This is a genomic window from Streptomyces sp. NPDC001406 (assembly GCF_042895285.1).
Lineage (GTDB): Bacteria > Actinomycetota > Actinomycetes > Streptomycetales > Streptomycetaceae > Streptomyces.
Genome location: NZ_JBIAWG010000009.1, coordinates 385,051 through 405,903, shown reverse-complemented (window position 1 = coordinate 405,903; position 20,853 = coordinate 385,051). Strand labels below are relative to the sequence as shown.

The window sequence follows — 20,853 nt, the reverse complement described above, 5'->3', positions numbered from 1 at the left end:
ACCAGCGCCCACCGGGGACTCGGCGGGTGAGAGCTACCAACCAAGACGAGCGCCCCGGGCCGCGTCCACGACCCGGGGGCATGTCAACGCCCACCGAGGGAGCGTCGACCCGATGCACAGTAGCGCCAGGCCCCAGAGAGGCAAACGGGGCGCCAAGATGACGATCAAGGTCTACACGGTGACCCGCGACGGGATCGTGACGGCGCCGCACGCCTCGATGAGCGTGCCCCACGACTATGTGCCGCCCCCCGAGGGACTCGGCACCCAACTGCCGCCCTGTGCCTGCCCGCAGCACACCAAGGCGGGCGCGACGCGATGACCGCCATCCGCCCTGACGCAGAGAAGGCGCCGCTCGACACGGTGACGATGCGCGGTACGGCGCATGCCTTCATCCGCGCCCGGGATGTGCTCCAGCGCAACGAGGACCTGAAGCAGAAGAGCGCCGAGTTCAGCCAGAACCTGTGGGGCTTGATCGACCGGATCGGGCAACTCGCCGCGCGCCAGCCGACGGAGACGGTTGCAAAGGTCGCCATGGCCGGCGTCGCCGAGGCGCAGCGCCGACTCGGCCTGATGGAGCGTCCCGGGCTGCAAGGCGAACAGCGGCGCGTGACGAAGCTTGCCTGCTCGGTGCTCGCCCTGTGCGACCACGTCGAGACGCTGTCGGGAATCACGATGTGCCTAGTCTGCGACAAGCCGGTCCAAGACGGCGATGAGACTGTGCAGTACGACCAGTTGAGCCCGTCCGGCGGCGCCACCAGATCCGGGCGCATTCATGACGCGTGCGTCAACCGCGCGCGCCGCAGCCGCTGACGAGCAGTTACTTGCCCCCTGTGATGCGGGGCCCCATGACGACCGCAGGGTCAGGGTCGCAGCACAAAGCCCCTGCACCGTCGCAGGTTCTGGAAGACCTCGGCGGGGCGGGAATCCGGAGCTCACCCAACTGCCGGCGACCGGCAGCAAGAGACGAGAAAGAAGGAGAGGGCGCCAGTGACCACGATCGCCCAAGAGCTACCTACGTGCACCGCGACCGAGCTGTTGTGGCTGGACCTGACGCGCAAGTGTCAGCTCGAGTGCATCCAGTGCTACAACGAGTCGGGACCGGCGGGCGGCCACGGCACGATGAGCCGCGAGGACTGGCTCTCCTTACTCGACCAGGCGGCAGCCTGCGGCGTGCGCGAGGTCCAGTTCATCGGTGGCGAGCCGACCATGCACCCCGACTTCCCGGCACTGGTCGACCACGCCCTGAACAGCGGCCTGGGCGTCGAGGTGTACAGCAACCTGGTGCACGTCTCGGCCGAATGCTGGCAGCTGTTCGAGCGGCAGGGTCTGCGCCTCGCGACGTCGTACTACTCCGACAGCAGTGCGGAGCACGACGCGATCACGGGGCGTCCCAGCCACGGCCGGACCCGGACGAACATCGGCGAAGCCGTACGCCGCGGCATCCCGCTACGCGTCGGGATCATCGCGGGCAGCGAAGCGCAGCGCGTCAGTGAGGCGCGGCAGGACCTCGAATCGCTGGGGGTCACGCGGGTCCGCGTGGATCACGTCCGGGCATTCGGGCGCGGCGGCCAGGGCGTGATGCCGGACATGGGCAACCTGTGCGGACGATGCGGCACGAACCGGGCCGCGATCAGCCCCACGGGCGATGTCTCCCCGTGTGTCTTCTCGGGATGGCTGAGCGTGGGTAACGTCAAGGACGCTCCGCTGGCGCCGATCCTGACCGGTCCCGCCATGGCGCAGACCACCGCCTCCATCCGCAGCCGTCGCAACCCGGAAAGCCTCGCCGCCTGCACGCCCGACACCGACGACGAGTGCTCCCCGGGAACACCCGGCAGTGAGTGCACCCCGAGGAACTGAAGGACGCATGAACCCCACCCTTCCCGCATCCGAGATTCAGGACCTGATCCATCAGCACACGGGGGAGCTGAGCAGCCTTCAGCGCACCGAGCGCGGGTTCAGCTCGGATCTCACAGCCCTGGTCGAAGGCGAGAAGGGGGGGTTCTTCGTCAAGGCCGTCCGCAATCGTCCCGGCGGCCGCCGGGACTCGCTCACCCGCGAGCGACAGATCAATCCCTTCGTACGCCCGCTCGCTCCATCGCTGCGGTGGACAGCGGAAGACGACGACTGGGTCGTGCTCGGCTTCGAGAGGGTCACCGGGAGGCTGTCCGACTTCAAGCCGGGCTCGCCGGACCTGCCCGCGATCGCCGGCCTGCTGGACCGGATCGGAACCCTGGACCTCCCACAGGTAGCCCGGGACTGGCCAGAGACCCGGTGGGACCGGTTCGCGGCCGACGCGGCCGAAGCCGAGCTGTTCCGCGGCGACTCGTTACTGCACACCGACATCAACCCGAGCAACCTGATCGTCGCAGAGCAGGAGCTTTGGGCCGTCGACTGGGCGTGGCCTACGCGAGGCGCGGGATTCATCGACCCGTGCCTGTTCGTCCTGCAGCTGGTTGCTGCCGGGCACAGTGTCCGGGCCGCCGAGTCGTGGGCGTCCAACTGCACGGCATGGGTAAAAGCGGACCCGAGGGCGATCGATGCGTTCGCGGCCGCCACCTTGCGCATGTACCGTCTCTTCGCCGAGCGGAAGCCTGGCACACCCTGGCTGGAGGCGATGGTGGAAACCGCCGAAGCATGGGTCAACTACCGGCGCGTGCCGGTGCAGTGACAGCACCGGCCTGAGACCGGCCCCGCCCGTCCGCCTCCCCCGTGGCGGATGGGCGGGGCCTTTCGCACCCCGTGTGACCGGGATGCACGCGCATATGCCGCGCGCACGGTCCTGAATGGCCGGTTCCGCTACGAAGGTGGGACCCGAACGACCGGCCCCGCCGCGCAGAGGTCCCGGAAAATCTCCCGCGGCGGGGCTTTTTGGTGCCGGGCGGGACGGCCGCCGTCTCACACATATCTCACATCCTGCGTGCGGGACGGCGGCCAGTCCGCCTGTGACCTGGCCCGTTCTGCCGGGCGCGGCCGTGTCTTCACTGCTACGGCCAGGTGGCAGTCTCCAAACGGTTTTCCGCGGACCTCGGCGGCGAGCCAGGTCAGGGGTGCACCCCGGCGTCGGAAGAAAAGCGTGCAGGGGCAGACCCGTCACGGAAGGCAAACGGGCCTGCCCCTGCACGTCGGCGCCCACTCGCCTCCCCTCGGAGTGGCAAGCGCCTGTGACCCCGCCCGGGGTCACTTCTTTCAGCGGCCCGAGCGTCAGGAGTGTCACTGGGGATTGCTGATGGTTTCCAGGTCAACACCGGTGTGAGGGGACGCGCTTGCCGGCGCCACGAATCAGCCACGAAGTATCCACACGGGCCCCGCCGTCGTCCCGATGCGGAGCCCCCGGCCGTGTCAGTGGTGGTGGCCGTGTCGGCCGAGGGTCTCCACGGGGGTCGCGCCGGGGCGGGTCCACTGCGGCACGGGGCGGCTGGTCGGGCCCCAGGTGGCGTTCCCGTCCGCGTCCGAGCGCCAGGACCAGCACGGGCCGAGGCCCTCGGGCCAGCCCTTGGGGTTGTCCTCCCACGCCTCGCCCCGGCCGTAGGGCGTCATGTCGAGCAGGCCGAGGGACCCGTTGACCCGCTCGTTGCCACGGCCCGTCGTGGAGTAGGTGAGGAACACGCGGTCGCCGTCGCGAAGGAAGCAGGTGATGTACCCCATGTCGCCGCCGACCGGCGCCTCCACGTCGCGCACCGAGTACCAGGGCTGGGTGTAGCCCATGAACTCGACGTAGGAGGCCACCTCGTCCCACCGGCCCGTGGTCAGGACGGCGTACGAGACGCCGCGGGCGTTGAGGTAGACCGCGTCCTTCAGGTGCCAGGCCGTGGTGGTGCAGCCCTCGCACTGCCCCTGGTGCGGCGCGCCGTCGTACCACATGTGCTTGTAGACCACGAGCTCGTCGCGGCCCTGGAACAGGTCCAGGAACGGGACCGGGCCGTCGGGTCCCACGACCTCGACCGTCCCGTCGAACTCCACCATCGGCAGCCGGCGGCGGGCCGCGGCGAGGGCGTCGCCCTCACGGGTGTGGGCCTTCTCGCGGACCAGCAGCTCGTCACGAGCGGTCTGCCAGGTGGCCAGGTCGACCACGGGCGGGCGGCCGGGCGGCGCCGGGGTCGGGTCGTTCGGCGTGGTCGTCATCGTGTCCTCCGTGGTGTCTCGTGCCGGGCAGCGTCGTACGCCGTCCTCCTACGGTCACCAGAACAGACTCGCGACCCGGCCGGAACTCATCGCGGCGCGGGCGCCCTCGGCTGCACACCAAGGGGGTACCCGTGGACCCCCGTTCCGGTGCGCAGTGCCAGGATGGCCCGGTGCGGATCGACGGTGTGCGGCGTGTGGTGGTCGTGGTGGCGGCCCTCGGGACCCTTCTGACGGCTCTGTCCGCGTGCGGCACGGCGGTGCGCGACGAGGGTGAACCGGAGGGCGTCGGACACGCTGGGCCGTCCCGCGCCGAAAGTCACGACCCCACCCGTATTCCGAACGTCGGTGACCGTCTGCAGCGGCGGATTCCGGCCGAGTCCGGGCAGGTGGTGGCGGTCTACGGGGAGGGCAGGGACTCGGCGCAGTCCACGGTCGTGCTGTACACCAGGCACGGCACGGCCTGGCAGCGGACCCGCAGCTGGGCGGGGCACAACGGCAAGAGAGGCTGGACCACCGATCACCGCTCCGGTGACCGGCGCAGCCCGGTCGGCGTGTTCACGCTGACCGACGCGGGGGGTGTGCTCGACGATCCCGGTGCCGGGCTGCCGTACACACAGGACCCGTCCTTCGCCGCCCCGCGCTGGTGGGCCGAGTCGCACTGGCACGACTTCGACTACGTCATCGCCATCGACTACAACCGGGTCAAGGGAACCCCGCCGAACGACCCGCGGCGCCCCGAGGGCGAGGAGCGGGGCGGCAGCATCTGGCTGCACATGGACCACGGCAGCGGTACATCGGGATGCGTCAGCATGTCCAAGTCCGACATGGAGTACCTGCTGCGCACGCTCGATCCGGACCGGCACCCCGTGGTGGTGATGGGGGACAGGGGCGAGTTGGCGGCCTGATCGCGCGGGGCCTCATTGCGGCGGGCGCCTCGATCCCCGTAGAACACCGGCCATGAGAAGCCGGATAGTCATGTCCATGCTCGCCGGAGCGACCCTCCTGGCGGGCACTCTCGTCGGAGCGAGACCCGCCCCCGCGCAGGCTGCCCCCGTCCAGGCAGCTATCGCGCAGGCCGCCTCCACGCAGGCCGCCCCCGCCCCTTCGGTCACCGCCCGGTCCTCCGACGCCCCCGCCGAGTTCGGTACCGACTGGCACGACCCGGTCAGCGCCGCCCCGCCCGTCGCCGAGCCGGGCGGTACGTCCTGCCGGGTGACCCTCGCCGAGGCGCGGTTCCGTGACTTCACCCCGTACAAGGGCACGTACACACCGCCGAAGGGCTGTGGAGACCGCTGGAGCAAGGTCGTCCTTCGTCTCGACGGCAAGGTGAAGGGCCGTCAGTACGACCGGCTCGGCTATCTGCACGTCGGGGGCGTGGAGGTGCTGCGTACGTCGACACCCGAGCCGTCCCCGGACGGCATCGAGTGGTCCGTCGAGAAGGACGTCACGCGCTACAGCGACACCTTCCGCAGCCCGCAGGACGTCGAGATGCTCATCGGCAACGTCGTCGACGACACCTACACCGGCGTCATCGACGTCAAGGTCACGCTGACCTTCTATCAGGGCAGCGGCGCTGCCAGGTCCACCGCCCCCGACCGCGTCCTCACCCTCACCGACACGGCCGGCGGCACGACCGTCACCACTCCGCGCAACAGCGAGCGCATCGTTGCCGAGGTGTACGCCACCGGATCCGGCGGTGGCTGCGAGGAGTTCTGGTATCTCACGGTGGCCGACCCGGCGCCGTACTCCTGCAAGGCCGAACACGGCCCCTACCGCGAGGTGCAGATCAAGGTCGACGGCCAACTGGCCGGAATCGCCGCGCCGTTCCCCCACGTATGGACCGGCGGCTGGTCCAACCCCTTCCTCTGGTACGTCATTCCGGGCCCGCGCGCCTTCGACGTCAAGCCGATCGAATACGACCTGACCCCCTTCGCCGGGCTGCTCAACGACGGCCGCCCGCACCGCGTCGACGTCTCCGTCGTCGGTGTTCTTGAGGGGCAGACCGGCTGGAGCGCCCCCGTGAACGTGCTGGTGTGGCAGGACCCGCATCGCGCGCACGTCAGCGGCAGGCTCACCGTGGACAAGGCCGGCGACCTCGCCGACTCCTCGACGTACACGCCCGGTTCCACGGAGCACCGCGTCGACACCGAGGCCGGTCACCGGCTGACCGTCGCCGGATACGTCGACACCTCGCACGGCCGTGTCACGACCACCGTCCGCCGTACGCTGGCGAACACATCCGCGCACCGCTGGACCGACGGTGAGACGACCGACGGACTGGCCGCCACCTGGACGGACGACGAGACCGTCACGGTCGACGGACGCGGACCGGCGCGGACGGCACACACGCACCGGACCTACACGATGGACGGCACCACGACCCTCGGCGCGGACGACCGGCTGCGCACCGTCCTGACGCTCGGCGACCGTGCGGCGGTCGTGGAGACGCGGGAGGGCCGGCGCCTGGCGTGGTCGCGGTTCGACGACACCTACACCGGCGATGCCTCGTACACCGTGAACGTGCCCCGCGCCCAGCGCCATGCGGTCGGCACGACGAGCGAGCGCTACCGGCTGTACGGCTCGGACGGCTGCTACGACCGCTCGCTGACCACCGTCCAGGGGGTGCTCACGCGGGACGACAGCGGCTGCTGAGGCCGGCCGACGGTATCCGGACGCGCCGCGGCTCCCACTCCACCGGTAGGGAGCGGGAGCCGCGGCCTTCTGGACATCTGTACGTCCGCCGATCAGCAGCGCGTCACGGCCTCCCCGTCGATCAGCGTGTCCAGCAGCCCGCTGAGCAGCACACGCTGCTCGTCCGACAGCGGGGCCAGGATCTCCTGCGCCGCCGACCGGCGCGCACGGCGCAGCTCACCCAGCGTCCTGTGTCCGTCGTCGGTCAGCTCGATCCGGGTGACCCGGCGGTTCGTCGGATCGGGCACCCGGCGCACCCTGCCGCTCGCCTCGAGCCCGTCGACCAGCGTCGTCACCGCCCTCGGCACCACCTCCAGGCGCTCGGCGAGGTCGGCCATGCGCGGCGGCGAGCCGTAGTGCGCGAGGGTGCGCAGCAGGCGGGACTGCGCCGGGGTGATGCCCAGCTCGCGCTGCTGCAGATAACGCTTCTGGATCCGGTGCACCCGGCGGGTGAGCCGCAGCAGTTGCTCGGCGAGCTGGCCCTCGGGATCGGGGGTGGTCATGCGGGAACAATATCAGGACCTAGTTCATTGTGAGCATAGGTAACAATGAGCTATGCTCCGTCAGTCATCGTCGGCCGCCGTCCGCGCCGACGCCCGCACACCTCCGTAGGAGCCCATGCATCCCGACCGTGAACCCTCCTGGACACCGTCCGACCCCGCCGGGGACCAGCCCCGGCAGGTGCGCCGCATCCTGAGGCTCTTCCGCCCCTACCGCGGCCGGCTCGCGATCGTCGGCCTGCTGGTCGGCGCCTCGTCGCTGGTCTCGGTGGCCACACCGTTCCTCCTCAGGGCGACCCTCGACATCGCGATCCCGCAGGGCCGCACCGGCCTGCTGAGCCTGCTCGCCCTGGGCATGATCCTGAGCGCCGTCCTGACCAGCGTCTTCGGTGTGCTGCAGACGCTGATCTCCACGACCGTCGGCCAGCGTGTCATGCACGACCTGCGCACCGCCGTCTACGGCCGCCTGCAGCGCATGTCGCTCGCCTTCTTCACCCGCACCCGCACCGGCGAGGTGCAGTCGCGGATAGCCAACGACATCGGCGGCATGCAGGCCACCGTCACCTCGACCGCCACCTCCCTGGTCTCCAACCTCACCAGCGTGGTCGCCACGATCGTCGCGATGATCGCCCTCGACTGGCGGCTGACCGTCGTCTCGCTGCTCCTGCTGCCGGTGTTCGTGTGGATCAGCCGCCGCGTCGGCAACGAGCGCAAGAAGATCACCACCCAGCGCCAGAAGCAGATGGCCGCGATGGCCGCCACCGTCACGGAGTCGCTGTCGGTCAGTGGCATCCTGCTCGGCCGCACCATGGGCCGCTCCGACTCGCTCACCGCGTCCTTCGCGGAGGAGTCCGAGCAACTGGTCGATCTCGAGGTGAAGTCGAACATGGCCGGCCGCTGGCGGATGGCCGTCATCACGATCGTCATGGCCGCCATGCCCGCCGTCATCTACTGGACCGCGGGCGTCGCCCTGCAGACCGGCGGATCCCAGGTCTCGCTCGGCACCATCGTCGCCTTCGTCTCGCTCCAGCAGGGCCTGTTCCGCCCCGCCGTCAGCCTGCTGTCGACCGGCGTCCAGATCCAGACCTCGCTGGCGCTCTTCCAGCGCATCTTCGAGTACCTCGACCTCCCGATCGACATCACCGAGCGGGACGAGCCGGTCCACCTCGACCACATCAAGGGCGAGGTCCGCTTCGAGGGCGTCGAGTTCCGGTACGACAGCGGCAAGGACGCGGTCGGCCCGGTCATCGACGGCATCGACATCACCGTCCCGGCGGGCAACAGCCTCGCGGTCGTCGGCCCGACCGGCGCGGGCAAGTCCACGCTCGGCTATCTCGTGCCCCGGCTGTACGACGTCACCGGCGGCCGCGTCACCCTGGACGGCGTCGACGTCCGCGACCTCGACTTCGACACCCTCGCCCGAGCGGTCGGCGTCGTCTCGCAGGAGACGTACCTCTTCCACGCCTCGGTCGCCGACAACCTCCGCTTCGCCAAGCCGGACGCCACCGACGAGGAACTGCACGCGGCGGCGAAGGCGGCCCAGATCCACGACCACATAGCCGCGCTGCCCGACGGCTACGACACGGTCGTCGGCGAACGCGGCCACCGCTTCTCGGGAGGCGAGAAGCAGCGCCTCGCCATCGCCCGCACCATCCTGCGCGACCCGCCGGTCCTCATCCTCGACGAGGCGACCAGCGCCCTGGACACCCGCACCGAGCACGCCGTCCAGGAGGCCATCGACGCCCTGTCGGCCAACCGGACGACACTCACCATCGCGCACCGGCTGTCCACCGTTCGCGGTGCCGACCAGATCGTGGTCCTCGACTCGGGGCGCGTCGCGGAACGCGGCACGCACGAGGAGCTGTTGGAGGCGGACGGCCGGTATGCGGCGCTGGTCCGACGGGACGCGCAACTGGAACCGACAAGCTGACGATATGCCGGGTTTGCTGAGATATGCGGGTTAACGTGCCCGCATGCAGAAGAACACTCCGCCACGGAGCACGATTCGACTGACGCGCCGGGGCAAGCTCGTCCTCCTCGTGACCTGCGCCGTCGTGGCCGGCACCGCCGTGGCGGTGCCGCTGCTGCACTTGGCCGGCGGCGGGAACGCCACGTCCAAGACCCTGGTGATCCCGGAGGGCTGGCGCGCGAGCCAGGTCTACGACGCCGTCGACAAGGTCCTCGCCCTGCCCGCGGGCACCACCCACAAGTCCATCGGCAAGGCCGGCCTGAAGCTGCCGAGCGACGCCCAGGGCAACCCGGAGGGCTACCTCTTCCCGGCCACGTATCCGGTCGGGGAGGAGGCCACGCCGCAGTCGCTGCTGCAGTACATGGTCGACACGGCGAACCAGCGCTTCAACCGGGCGCCGCTCGCGGCCGGTGCGCAGCGCAACGCCATGAACCTCTACCAGGCGGTCACCATCGCGAGCATCGTCCAGGCCGAGGCCGCCACGAAGGAGGACATGGGGAAGGTGGCCCGGGTCGTCTTCAACCGGATGGAGCGCGGCATGCCGCTGCAGATGGACTCCACCCTCAACTACGCGCTGAACCGCAGCACGCTCAGAACGAGTACGGACGACACCCGGATCGAGAGCCCCTACAACTCCTACCAGCGCAGGGGCCTGCCGCCCACGCCGATCGACAACCCCGGTGAGCAGGCGATGCATGCCGCGCTCAACCCGCCGCAGGGCAACTGGCTGTACTTCGTCACGGTCAAGCCCGGCGACACCCGCTTCACCGCCGACTACGCGGAGCACCAGCGCAATGTGGCCGAGTTCAACGCACACCTGAAGAACAGCGAGCCGCAGCAGAGCCAGAGCCCGCAGCGGAGCCAGAGCCCGCAGCAGAGCCAGAGCCCGCAGCGGAGCGGAAGTCCGCAGCAGCACCAGAGCCCGACGCAGCAGTCCCCGATCCCGCAGCCCCCGAAATGACCCGGTGGACGACCCGACGGGACATCACGCGGCGACAGGCTCCTCGGCCGGCAGCCGCCCGATGTCCCGTACGGCCGCACGTCCCGCGCGGTTGGCGCCGATGGTGCTCGCCGAGGGGCCGTAGCCGACGAGATGGACCCGCGGGTCGGCGACCGTGCGGGTCCCCTCCATGCGGATCCCGCCGCCCGGCTCGCGCAGCCGCAGCGGGACCAGATGGTCGAGAGCGGCCCGGAAGCCGGTCGCCCACAGGATCACGTCGGCGTCCACGTGCCGGCCGTCCTCCCATTCCACCCCGTCCGCTGTGATCCGGTCGAACATCGGCAGCCGGTCCAGGACCCCGTCCCGAAGCCCTTGCCGAATCGCGTCGTTGAGCGGCAGCCCCGTGACCGAGACCACACTCCGGGGCGGGAGGCCCTGCCGCACCCGCTCCTCCACGAGCGCAACGGCCGCCCGCCCCACGTTCTCGTCGAACGGCCCCTCGCGGAAGACCGGCGGCCGCCGGGTGACCCAAGTGGTGGCGGCCGCGTACGGGGCGATCTCCAGGAGATGCTGGGTGCCGGACGCACCCCCGCCGACCACGACCACCCGCTGCCCGGCGAACTCCTCGGGCCCCGCGTACTGCGCGGTGTGCAACTGCCGCCCGCGGAACGTCTCCTGGCCGAGACAGCGCGGCCAGAACGGCCGGTCCCAGGTGCCGGTCGCGTTGATCAGCGCCCGGGTCGACCAGGTGCCGTCCGAGGTCTCCACGAGCAGCCGGCCGTCCTCCCCGTCGCGCACGGCCCGTACGTCGACCGGGCGCCGTACCCGCAGATCGAAGGTGCGCTCGTAGGTGTCGAAGTACTCGGTGATGACCTCGGCCGACGGCCGCGACGGATCGGCGTCCGTCAGTTCCATGCCCGGCAGCGAGTGCATCCCGTGGACCTTGCCGTACGTCAGCGACGGCCAGCGGAACTGCCAGGCGCCGCCCGGACCGGGGGCGTGGTCCAGCACCACGAAGTCGCGGTCCGGCTCGAAGCCGGTGCGGTGCAGGTGATAGGCGCTGGACAGACCGGCCTGTCCAGCGCCTATGACGACTACCTCGACCTCGCGCGTGTTGTTCACGCCTCTGCCAACAGGGCGCCGGCCGAGGATCTTCCCGACGCGAAACCGCGCGCGGCGACCCGGCGGTCAACGGGGTTGCGCGGACGGGTCAGGATGGTGGCATGTCAGATGCCTTCACGACACGAGTGCTGAACGTCGCCACCGGTTCCCGGGAGCGGGTCGTCGACCTCACCGGCGACTGCGAGGCCTTCCTGCGCGAGACGGCCCGCGGCCGCGACGGTCTGCTGAACCTCTTCGTCCCGCACGCGACCGCCGGTATCGCCGTCATCGAGACGGGTGCCGGCAGCGACGACGACCTCCTCGCCGCCCTGCACACCCTGCTGCCCGCCGACGACCGCTGGCAGCACCGCCACGGCAGCCCCGGCCACGGCCGCGACCACGTCCTGCCGGCGATCGTCCCCCCGCACGCCACCCTGCCGGTGCTGGGCGGGCGCCTGGTCCTGGGGACGTGGCAGTCGGTGTGCCTGGTGGACACCAACCGGGACAACCCCAACCGCCAGGTCCGGTTGAGCTTTCTCGGCTAGGGATTCGCCTCGGGCGGCGCGAGTGTGCCCACATGTCCGTGGGCACCGACAAGTAGGAGACGTACGTACATGACTGCCCCCGACTCCAGGGTGACGGACGAGCCCACGGACCCCGACGTCGATCTGCACGTGCGCGCGCAGCGGCGGCAGTCGTGGCGGGCGCAGGGCCCGATGGTGGCGGTGGCGGCGCTCGGAGGGGCGGCCGGGGCGTCGCGGTACGGCGCTTCGCTGGTGTGGCCCGGTGCGGCGGGCTCTTTCCCGTGGACGACGCTGTGGGTCAATGCCGTGGGCTGCGCGGTGATCGGCGTGTTCATGGTGCTGATCACGGACGTGTGGGCGGCGCACCGGCTCGTCCGGCCGTTCTTCGGGACCGGGGTGCTGGGCGGGTTCACGACGTTTTCCACGTATGCCGTGGACATTCAGAAGCTGGTGGCCGGTGGTCGTCCCCGGGCCGGGCTCGTGTATCTGGCCGTGACGCCGTGCGCGGCGCCGGCGGCGGTATGGCTCGCGGCGGCGGTGACGCGCCGCTCGGTGTCGTGGAGGCAGCGGTGACAAGACTGACGCGGCCGGGGTCCGGGGAGCGGCGGCCGGAGCGGTCGTCGGCGGGGATGGGGCCGTGGCGGTTCGTGGTCTGGTTCGGCACGGTCAGTCTGCTCGCGGACGTCGTCTACGAGGGCGCCCGTTCCATCACCGGCCCGCTGCTGGCCTCGCTGGGCGCCTCCTCCCTGGTCGTGGGGACGGTCACCGGAGCCGGGGAGGCGGCGGCGCTGGGGCTGCGGCTGGTCTCCGGGCCGATGGCGGATCGGACCCGCCGGTTCTGGGGCCTGGCGATCGCCGGGTACGCGCTGACGGTCGTCACGGTGCCGCTGCTGGGCGTGGCGGGTGTGCTGTGGGCCGCGTGCGTGCTGGTGATCGCCGAACGCGTCGGCAAGGCGGTGCGCTCGCCCGCGAAGGACACCCTGCTGTCACACGCCACCGCCGCGACCGGCCGGGGCCGGGGCTTCGCCGTCCACGAGGCGCTGGACCAGATCGGCGCCATCGCCGGCCCGCTGCTGGTGGCGGGCGTGCTCGCGCTGACCGGGAACGACTACGGCCCCGCGCTCGGCGTGCTCGCCGTCCCTGGCATCGTCGTACTCCTGCTGCTGTTCCGGCTACGGGCCCGGGTGCCCGACCCGGAAGCCTACGAACGCGGGGTGACCGCCGCGGCACCCCCGCCCGAGACGCCGCAGAGGCGAGCCGGGCGGCTACCGAGGGCGTTCTGGACCTACGCCGGGTTCACCGCGGCCACCACGACCGGGTTCGCCACCTTCGGCGTGCTCTCCTACCACCTGGTCCAGCGCCACCTGCTGACCGCGGCCTGGGTCCCGGTGCTGTACGCCGCGACGATGGCGGTGGACGCGGTAGCGGCGCTGGCCACCGGCTGGGCCTACGACCGGATCGGCCCGCGTGTCCTGGTGGCTCTGCCGGTACTGACCGCGGGCGTCGTGGTGCTGGCGTTCTCCGACATGGTCGCGATCGCGGTGGCCGGGTCACTGGTGTGGGGCGCCGCCATGGGCATCCAGGAGTCCACCCTGCGGGCGACGGTCGCGGACCTGGTGCCCAGCGGACGGCGGGCGACCGCGTACGGCCTGTTCGCGGGCGTGGTGGGTGCGGCGAGTCTGGCCGGCGGTGCCCTGACGGGCGGCCTGTACGGCTACTCGGTCCCCGTGCTCATCACGGTGGTCATCGCCATCCAGGTGGCCGCTGTGGTGCTGCTGGCCGTCACCCGGGTCGACCGGCGCTGAGCCCGTCGCCGCGATCTCGATGAGGCGGTTGCGGCGGCCGCAAAGGCCGGTCCAGCCGCCCTTTGGTTGCCGCTCCGGCCGTGCGGCAGGAGACTGCTGGTATCCGGCGATGGGGCCCGCCGGCAACCGCTTCCCTGCGGTGCCGATGGCCTCCACCCGCTGACCGCGCTCATGTCTGAGGAGGTCAGGGCCATGCCCCGGATCACCGTCGACATCGACGCCACCGTCTCGTCCACCATCCGCAAGTCCGACGACGGCGCCTCCGGCCGCCTCACCTCACAGGGCTGGCCGGTCGGACACGGACGTGTCCCGGACACCCTCGACGCCGGTGGGCTGCCCCTGGACGCCCTGGTGGTGATGCCCGAACCGGCCCTGGCCGGCGCCACGGTGCCTGCTTGGCCGCTGGGCGTCCTGCACCGTATCGGCGCCGAGACCGAATGTGCAGCCCCGGTACTGCTGTGCGTGGCCGAGGACCCTTCCTTCATCGACTTCGTCGACACCCACGACCTGCCACGCTGGCACGCCGAGGGCGACGCCTGGGCCGCCGTACTGGCACGCCTGCAGCGCCGGGCCGTCGGCAAGGTCACGGACTGCGGTACCCGCGCCGAGGCCGAGCATCTGATCAGCGATGCTCATCACGCCTACGAGCGGCTCACGGGATGCCTCGAATGAGGGGCGGTGCCGCCCGGCCCGGGGGAGCGGCCGCCCGCGTTCCACGCCGCGGCACACAGCGCCCGGTCCACTTCGTCGGTGTAGACGGCGGCGGCGAGCCAGGCGCGGGCGAAGCGGCCCGTGTCGGCCGGGAGAAGCCGGCCGAAGGGGTCACGCGCACGGGCCGGCGCGGCGGCGTGCAGCTCGTCCAGCAGATCGGCCGCGGTCGCCAGGCCGTGCCCGCGCAGACGTGCGGCGTCCGCGGCGCCGTTCCCGGGAAACGCGAGCACCTGCCGGCCGCCGGACGCGGCCTGCTGCACCCGGCGGCGCAGGAGGTGCAGCGGCGCTTCGTCGGGCGTGGGTACCGCGGCCCCGGCGGCCGGTGCCGTCGCGACGGGCAGGTCCGCGTGCTGGAGCCGGTCCAGGCCCAGGTCGAGACGGGTGCCCGGCTCCTTCGGGTGGTCGGCGGCCAGCAGCAGGGCCCGCGGGTGTGGGGCAGGGCTGAGGCGGGCGACCACGCGCAGCCGGCTGCCCCGGGCGGCGGCCAGCAGGCGGAGGTTGTCGCGGTAGGGAAGCGCGGGCTCGTCGTGCGCGGCGACCAGACGGAGCGTCAGCCCGTCGCAGTCGGCCAGCAGACAGTCGCCCGCCGCCTCACGGACCGTCCCGGTGAGCGTGACCTCCAGGAACAGCAGATCGTGGCCGCCGGTCAGGGCACGCGCGACCTGATCGGCGACCGGCACGGCCCAGAGGCGGCCGAGCGGTTCGTCCTGCCAGTCGGCACCGGACGCCCGAACCGCCCGTACCCCCGCCCCCGCACCCAGCCGCCCGGTCGGCGAGACGGTCGCACCGGACACCGCGAGGCCCGCGCGCGACAACTCACGGTGGGTCAGGGCCGTGTCCCCGATGCGCACGGTACGGTCGGCCGCCCCCACGGCCCGGCCGGGACCGCCCGGGGCCACGTCGGAGACCGTGTGGAGACGGCCCTCGGCGTCGGCGGTCCAGGTGACCGCGCCCGCATAGCCGCTCGCCGTGAGCACGGGCTCGGAGAACAGGCCGTACAGCCGCAGCGAGCCGTCCGGGGTGTACGGCCGGCGTACGGTGCCGCGCAGGGCGGTCAGTTCCGGGCCGGTGGCGTACGGGACGCGGTGGGCGACGGCCAGGACCTCGCGCAGGGCGGAGACGAGGTCGGCGAGGCGGTAGGCGGGGTCCGCCGAGCGGGCCGCGCGTACCGCGGTGACCACGGACACCGCGGCGGCGGCCGCCCTGGGGAGTCCCGCCAGCCGCGCGGTGTGCGCCGCGCGCAGCAACTCGGCCTGGAGCACCGCCCCGGCGCCGTCGGTGCCGGCGTCGAGGACCGCGGCCGCGGCGTCGTACAGCGCCTGCGCGGCGGCACGCTGGTCGGCGGTGGCCGCGTCGGGCTCCGCCGTGGACGGAGTCCTTGCCTCCGGCGGGGGCTTGGCCTTCGAATCGGCCTTTGCCTCCTTGGCCGGCTCCGCGTCGGCGATCGGGGCCGCCGACGCCGCGGCGGCCCGGTGCAGGCAGTCCGGTGCCAGCAGACAGCCGCAGCGGATGCCGTCGACGTCGGTCACGGCGCCGCCGGGGGCGTGGAGTTCGAGGTCGGTGTCGTCGTCGACAGCGATGCGCACGGTGTCGCCGTCGCGCACCACCGGCCGGTCCGCCAGCTTCGCGATGCCCGCGTCCAGTCGCTTGCGCAGTCGTGGCGACAGCGCCGCGACCAGTTCGGCGGTCACGGACGGGGCGACCGGAGGAAGGTCCTGGTTCATGCGATCTGCTCCCCTACCCAGCGGGCGAGTTCGAGCGGGCCGAGGGCGGCGACGGGCATCCCCGCGGCGACGAGCTGACCCGCGACACCCGTGGAGTACCGGGGCCGGCCCGAGTCGTCGAGGCTCGCGCAGCCCAGGACATGGCAGCCGGCGCCGACGAGGGCGCGGACCTCGGCGAGCAGCCCGCCGAGCGGATAGCCCTCCTCGAAGTCGCTGACGACCACGACGAGCGTGCGGGACGGCACCGTCACCAGTTCGCGGGCGTGCCGGAGCCCCGCCGCGATGTGGGTGCCGCCGCCCACGCTGACCTCCAGCAGCAGGGACAGGGGGTCCTCGACGTGGTCGGTGAGGTCGATGACCTTGGTGGAGAAGGCCAGGAAGTGCGTGGACAGGGTCGGCACCCCGGCCAGCACCGAGGCCGTGAGGGCCGCCCAGATCGTGGACGCCTCCATGGACCCCGACACGTCGGTGACCAGGACGAGCCCCCAGTCGGAGGCACGCCGGGCGCGGGTGCGGAACACGGGACGCTCGGGGACGACCTGGACCGTGCCGTCGGGGCCGCGCCGGGCGGTCGCCAGGTTGGCCCGCAGCGTACGGGGCAGGTCGAGGCCGCCGCCCGGCCGCCGGCTGGGCCGTGGCAGGGCCGTGCCGTGCAGCGCGGGGCGCAGCCGGGTCGCCAGTTCGCGGGTCAGCGCCTCGACCAGGCGTCGTACGAGCGGACGCAGCGCGGCCAGCCGGGCCTCGGGCAGTCCTCCCGCGTGCCGGAGCACGCTGCGCAGCAGGTCGACCGAGGGCCGCACGCTGTCCGGATCCAGCTCGGTGAGCACGTCCTGGCGGCCCGACGCGGCGGCCGCCGCCAGTACCTCCTCCCGGATGCCCGGCCCGAACAGGGCCGCCAGCTCCTCGGACCACTCGCGCACCCCGGGGTACGGCGCCTCCCGGCCACCGCCCCGGCCGCCGAGATTCCCCCTGCTGCCCTCACCGCGTCCGCTGCCGTACAGCTCGTCCAGAGCCGTGGCCAACGCCGAGGCGGACCGGGGCAGTTGGTCGGTACGACGGCCGAGCAGCAGCCGCCAGCGGTCGGCGGGGGCGAGCCGGTGTGCCTCGCCGAGGGCTTGGGCCGGCGCCTCGGGGGTGGCTGCCGGTTCGGTGGCGGGCTCCGGCTGTTCGCGGTCCCGCGGTGCGGGCAGGAGCCCGAGTCCGGCCAGGGCCTCACGTGCCGCGAGGTCCGCGCGCGTCCAGGTGGCGAGGGCGCCGGGGTCGATACCGGAGGTGTTGGCCAGATGACTGGTGCCGAGCCGTTCCTCGACGGCCGAGAGGAGGCGGTCGCGGGCGGCCGGGCTGAGCGTGTCGAAGCCTCCCCGGAGCGCGGGGAGCCGGTCGAGGAACTCCCGGTCGGGCAGCTCCGAGACACGGCCGAGCAGGGGCTCCAGCGCGGGGGCCGCGGACTCCAGGAGCCGGCCCGCCGCGGTCAGCAGTCCCGTGAGCCGGGCGGTGAGCGCCGCCCGGGACCCGGCGTCGGTGGCCGAGTCCACCCAGGAGGCGACACGATCGCCGAGGACCCCGGGATCGTCGTGTCCGAGGAGCACGCGTACGGCTCCCGCGGCGCCGCGCATCAGCGGGGAACCCTCGGCCGCCAGCCGGGTGAGGGCGTCGGTGAGCCGTATGCCGCCCAGGAGGTCGGCGCGATGGGCGAGTTCGAGCAGGGCGTGTGCGTCGGCGGGGTCCTCGGAACCGGTGAGGCCGTCCACCTGGCGCACCGCGGCGACCGTGAGCAGTTCGGCCACTTCGGCCGCACGGGCCGAACGGTCCTCGTCGGCATCGAGTCCGGCGATGTGCCCGGCCCGCAGCCGGTCCAACAGGGCCAGCCCGGAGAGGAGTTCGGGCAGGGTGGCGGAGTGCGGCAGTACGTCGGCCGTGTCCGTGAGCCGCTCGTCCGTCAGCCCCGGCAGACCGCACTCCGCCGCCCGCTCCAGACCGTCCAGGGTCTGCGCGGCCGTGGGCCCGCCCTCGTCGTGCTCCGCCCGCCGCCGCTCCCGCAGCACGCCCTCGGCGGCCTGGACCGGGGTGACACCGCGGATCCCGGCCGTGGTCAGCATGGCCGCGGTGGCGGGGGTCCAGCGCACCTCCCAGCGCGAGGTGAGCGCCTCGGCCCCACCCGCGCCGACGACCTCCTTGGACTCGGCGTACGGCACCCCGCACACCGTCAGCCGGCGCAGCAGGAGTTCACGCCGGCGGTCGAGGTCGGAACGGAGCGGATCCAGACGCAGGTCCCGGGCCGCACCGGGGCCGCCGTCCGCCGGGCCGGGCAGTCCCAGCGCCGCCAACTCGCCCTCGACGGCGGGGGCGAGACCGCTGCGGGGCGCTCCGGGGGCGGGGCGGCCGCCGCGCGACCCGACCAGCACCCGCTCCATCGCCCGCGCGACGGCCCGCCCCCGGCCGTACGGCTCGCCCTGCGCGAGCACCGTCTGCACCGCCTCGACCAGCTCGCCCCGGCCGGCCGCGGGCAGTCCGCGCAGCCGGGCGAGGTCTCCGGCCAGCCGGGTGATCTCGCGCGCGTCGGCGGGGCCCGACGGGTGGCCAAGAGCGCGGAGTTCCGCACACACCCGTACGGCCGCCCGGGTCAGCGCCTCCTCCAGCGCGTCCGGATCACCCGCCGCGCCGAGCACCAGATGCTGCCACTCCGGATCGCGGATACCGGCCGGATAGCCGGAGCGCTCGTCCAGGAGCGCGTAGGTGTAGGGGATGAGCGAGGTCGTCCAGACGGGGCGGTCGTCGGGGGTGGGGGATCCGGACTTCACGGAGGGCGAGGCTGGCTCGGGCCCGCCGGATCCTGCCGGGGACAGCAACGCCGGGGCGTGGAAGGCGCCCACGAGCACCGCGGCGCGCTCGCCGTTCGCGGTGGCGGTCGCCAGGCAGGAGCGCATCCAGCTCTCGCGCCGCAGGTCCAGCTCCGGCACACCCCCCGACGCGGCCGCGTCCTCACGCAGCGCCCACCCCGTCAACAGGGCGGACCGGCGCAGCGCTTCCGGTGCCGAGCCCGGAGCCGTGGCCTCGACGAGCCGGTCCCACAGGTCGTCGCCGGGACGACCGGTGAGACGCGAGCGCAGGGCCGTGGTCAGGCGGGGGCCACCGGGAGCCTGTGCCCGCTCCGGGCGTTCCTCCCCCCACGCCCGGTCGGCCAGCGGCAGGTCGCAGGCGACGACCGGCACGCCCTGCCGCGCGGCCCAGCGCACCGCGGTGAGTTCGGGGGAGAAATCGGCGAAGGGGTAGAAGGCCGGGCCACCGCCCCCGCCCGCCGGAGCGGCCGCGAGGGCGACCGGGGCCCTGGTCTCCTCGTGGGCCAGCCAGGGCAGCCACTCCTGCATCTCGGCGGGGAGCTCGACGAGCAGCACGTCGGGCTCGGCCGCGTCGAGGAGCGCGGGTACCGCCGCGGCCAGCGAGGGCGCGTGGTGCCGTACGCCGATGAGATAGGGCGCCCCCGGGTCGGTGAGGGCCGCGACGGCCTCGTCGGGGGAGACGGGAGAGACGGGGGAGGCGGTGGAGAGGGGGGAGGCGGTGGAGAGGGGCACGGCCGTCAGCCCTCCAGGACCGTGCGCAGGTCCCACAGGGTGCGCCAGGTGGCGGAACCCTGCTCGGCGCGGCGCCGTACCGGACCGTCCCAATAGCCGCGCAGCCGGGCCGCGTCGGCCGGGTCGTCCTTGCGCACGACGCCGAGCAGATGCCCCGGCAGCAGCCCGAGCACATCCCGGTCCCCCGGGAAGTAGGCCGCGGCCAGCCCCAGCGCGCCGGCGACGGAGACGGCCTCCGCCGTGCTCATCACCGTGGAGGGCCGCTCCACCTCCCAGCCCTCCGTCGACCGGCCCTCCCGCAGGTCGCGGAAGGCGGTCACGAGGGCCTCCAGCACGGCGTCGTCGACCTGGAACGGCGCCCCGGCCCGCTCGACGGACGCCCGGGCCTGGCTGCGCACCAGCGCGGTCTCGGCGTCGAGGTCCGGGATGGGGCCCACGGTCTCGAAGTTGAACCGGCGCTTGAGCGCGGCGGACATCTCCGACACGCCCTTGTCCCGAAGGTTGGCGGTGGCGATGAGATTGAAGCCGGGCGCGGCATGCGCCAGGGCGTCGTCCGTGCCCGCCAGTTCGGGGACCGCGATGCGCCGCTCGGAGAGCAACGACACCAGGGAGTCCTGGACCTCGGGCAGACAGCGGGTGACCTCCTCGACCCGGGCGATGCCGCCTCGGGTCATGGCGGTGAGGACGGGGGAGGGCACGAGAGCTTCCCGGCTGGGTCCCTTGGCGAGCAACAGGGCGTAGTTCCAACCGTACTTGAGCTGGTCCTCGGTCGTGCCTGCCGTGCCTTGCACCACCAGCCCGCTGGTGGTGCACACGGCGGCGGACAGCAGCTCGGAGAGCATCGACTTGGCGGTGCCGGGCTCGCCGACGAGCAGCAGACCGCGCTCACCGGCGAGGGTGACGACACACCGCTCGACCAGTGCCCGGTCGCCGACGAACTTGCCCTCCACCACGAGCCGGCGCGGCACCCCGGCGGGCACCTCGGCGTCGTCCGGCAGCTTCAGCGCCTGTCCGCCGCTGCCCATGACGAACGTGACGACGGCGCGCGGGGTGAGATGCCAGGCGGGCGGGCGCGGCCCGTCGTCGTACGCCGCGAGGAAGGCCAGTTCGACGGCGTGGCGGTCCTCGGGCGGGACGATCTGACGGGTCGCGTCGGGAGCGAGGGCGGTGGTCATGGGCGGTGGTCCTTCGGGG

18 protein-coding genes are annotated in these 20,853 nt (G+C 72.8%); 12 read left to right on the top strand and 6 right to left on the bottom strand.

Annotation, left to right across the window (positions count from 1 at the left end; translation table 11 throughout):
• The first annotated feature begins 157 nt into the window (after positions 1-157).
• The 4 genes from ACFY1J_RS23920 (at position 158) to ACFY1J_RS23905 (ending at position 2,668) form a co-directional block, all read left to right on the top strand.
• Positions 158-319, top strand: coding sequence for a hypothetical protein (locus ACFY1J_RS23920; protein WP_390731833.1), 162 nt, complete (start codon positions 158-160; stop codon positions 317-319).
• Positions 316-810: a DUF6415 family natural product biosynthesis protein gene (locus tag ACFY1J_RS23915; RefSeq protein WP_390731832.1), complete on the top strand. Its 495-nt coding sequence runs from the start codon at positions 316-318 to the stop codon at positions 808-810. Before ACFY1J_RS23920 ends, ACFY1J_RS23915 begins: the two co-directional genes overlap by 4 nt.
• Before the next feature lie 177 nt (positions 811-987).
• Positions 988-1,857 (top strand): radical SAM protein, encoded by an 870-nt coding sequence (locus ACFY1J_RS23910; protein ID WP_390731831.1) that lies wholly within the window; start codon positions 988-990, stop codon positions 1,855-1,857.
• A gap of 7 nt (positions 1,858-1,864) precedes the next feature.
• Positions 1,865-2,668 carry a hypothetical protein gene (locus ACFY1J_RS23905; RefSeq protein ID WP_390731830.1) on the top strand — a complete coding sequence of 268 codons (804 nt, stop codon included), beginning with the start codon at positions 1,865-1,867 and terminating at the stop codon, positions 2,666-2,668.
• 671 nt (positions 2,669-3,339) lie between these two features.
• Here ACFY1J_RS23905 and ACFY1J_RS23900 read toward each other — a convergent pair.
• A complete protein-coding gene (locus ACFY1J_RS23900; RefSeq protein ID WP_390710490.1) occupies positions 3,340-4,122 on the bottom strand; it encodes a DUF899 family protein in 783 nt (260 codons plus the stop codon).
• A gap of 131 nt (positions 4,123-4,253) precedes the next feature.
• On the opposite strand from ACFY1J_RS23900, the gene ACFY1J_RS23895 reads away from it, so the two are divergent.
• Positions 4,254-5,027, top strand: coding sequence for a L,D-transpeptidase family protein (locus tag ACFY1J_RS23895; RefSeq protein ID WP_390731829.1), 774 nt, complete (start codon positions 4,254-4,256; stop codon positions 5,025-5,027).
• Between the two features lie 52 nt (positions 5,028-5,079).
• Positions 5,080-6,774 (top strand): peptide-N4-asparagine amidase, encoded by a 1,695-nt coding sequence (locus ACFY1J_RS23890; RefSeq protein ID WP_390731828.1) that lies wholly within the window; start codon positions 5,080-5,082, stop codon positions 6,772-6,774.
• A gap of 92 nt (positions 6,775-6,866) precedes the next feature.
• On the opposite strand, the gene ACFY1J_RS23885 is transcribed toward ACFY1J_RS23890, so the two are convergent.
• Complete coding sequence (locus ACFY1J_RS23885; RefSeq protein ID WP_390710493.1) at positions 6,867-7,316, bottom strand: MarR family winged helix-turn-helix transcriptional regulator; 450 nt, start codon at positions 7,314-7,316, stop codon at positions 6,867-6,869.
• A gap of 115 nt (positions 7,317-7,431) precedes the next feature.
• Here ACFY1J_RS23885 and ACFY1J_RS23880 point away from each other — a divergent pair, with 115 nt between their 5' ends.
• Both ACFY1J_RS23880 and mltG read left to right on the top strand, forming a co-directional pair.
• The gene (locus ACFY1J_RS23880; RefSeq protein WP_390710494.1) at positions 7,432-9,243 is read left to right on the top strand and encodes an ABC transporter ATP-binding protein; all 1,812 of its coding nucleotides are present in this window, start codon (positions 7,432-7,434) and stop codon (positions 9,241-9,243) included.
• 43 nt (positions 9,244-9,286) lie between these two features.
• A complete protein-coding gene (gene mltG, locus ACFY1J_RS23875; RefSeq protein WP_390710495.1) occupies positions 9,287-10,243 on the top strand; it encodes an endolytic transglycosylase MltG in 957 nt (318 codons plus the stop codon).
• Positions 10,244-10,267: 24 nt separating this feature from the next.
• Here the strand turns inward: mltG and ACFY1J_RS23870 are convergent, their stop codons facing one another.
• On the bottom strand, positions 10,268-11,344 hold the full coding sequence (locus tag ACFY1J_RS23870) for an NAD(P)-binding domain-containing protein (RefSeq protein WP_390731827.1): 1,077 nt from the start codon (positions 11,342-11,344) through the stop codon (positions 10,268-10,270).
• Between the two features lie 101 nt (positions 11,345-11,445).
• Between ACFY1J_RS23870 and ACFY1J_RS23865 the strand changes: the two genes are divergently transcribed.
• The 4 genes from ACFY1J_RS23865 to ACFY1J_RS23850 all read left to right on the top strand — a co-directional run bounded on the left by ACFY1J_RS23865 (position 11,446) and on the right by ACFY1J_RS23850 (position 14,324).
• Complete coding sequence (locus ACFY1J_RS23865; protein WP_390710497.1) at positions 11,446-11,868, top strand: YjbQ family protein; 423 nt, start codon at positions 11,446-11,448, stop codon at positions 11,866-11,868.
• 69 nt (positions 11,869-11,937) lie between these two features.
• Positions 11,938-12,420, top strand: coding sequence for a fluoride efflux transporter FluC (locus tag ACFY1J_RS23860; RefSeq protein ID WP_390710498.1), 483 nt, complete (start codon positions 11,938-11,940; stop codon positions 12,418-12,420).
• Positions 12,417-13,652, top strand: coding sequence for an MFS transporter (locus ACFY1J_RS23855; RefSeq protein WP_390710499.1), 1,236 nt, complete (start codon positions 12,417-12,419; stop codon positions 13,650-13,652). The genes ACFY1J_RS23860 and ACFY1J_RS23855 overlap by 4 nt, the downstream gene beginning before the upstream one ends.
• A gap of 192 nt (positions 13,653-13,844) precedes the next feature.
• Positions 13,845-14,324 carry an inorganic diphosphatase gene (locus tag ACFY1J_RS23850; protein ID WP_390710500.1) on the top strand — a complete coding sequence of 160 codons (480 nt, stop codon included), beginning with the start codon at positions 13,845-13,847 and terminating at the stop codon, positions 14,322-14,324.
• Here ACFY1J_RS23850 and ACFY1J_RS23845 read toward each other — a convergent pair.
• From ACFY1J_RS23845 to ACFY1J_RS23835, 3 genes are read right to left on the bottom strand one after another with little or no spacing between them, the layout of a single operon-like run.
• Complete coding sequence (locus ACFY1J_RS23845) at positions 14,294-16,087, bottom strand: hypothetical protein (RefSeq protein ID WP_390710501.1); 1,794 nt, start codon at positions 16,085-16,087, stop codon at positions 14,294-14,296. The genes ACFY1J_RS23850 and ACFY1J_RS23845 overlap by 31 nt on opposite strands.
• Positions 16,084-19,659 (bottom strand): DUF5682 family protein, encoded by a 3,576-nt coding sequence (locus tag ACFY1J_RS23840; RefSeq protein WP_390731826.1) that lies wholly within the window; start codon positions 19,657-19,659, stop codon positions 16,084-16,086. Before ACFY1J_RS23840 ends, ACFY1J_RS23845 begins: the two co-directional genes overlap by 4 nt.
• Before the next feature lie 5 nt (positions 19,660-19,664).
• Positions 19,665-20,834 (bottom strand): AAA family ATPase, encoded by a 1,170-nt coding sequence (locus ACFY1J_RS23835; protein ID WP_390710503.1) that lies wholly within the window; start codon positions 20,832-20,834, stop codon positions 19,665-19,667.
• Positions 20,835-20,853: the final 19 nt, after the last annotated feature.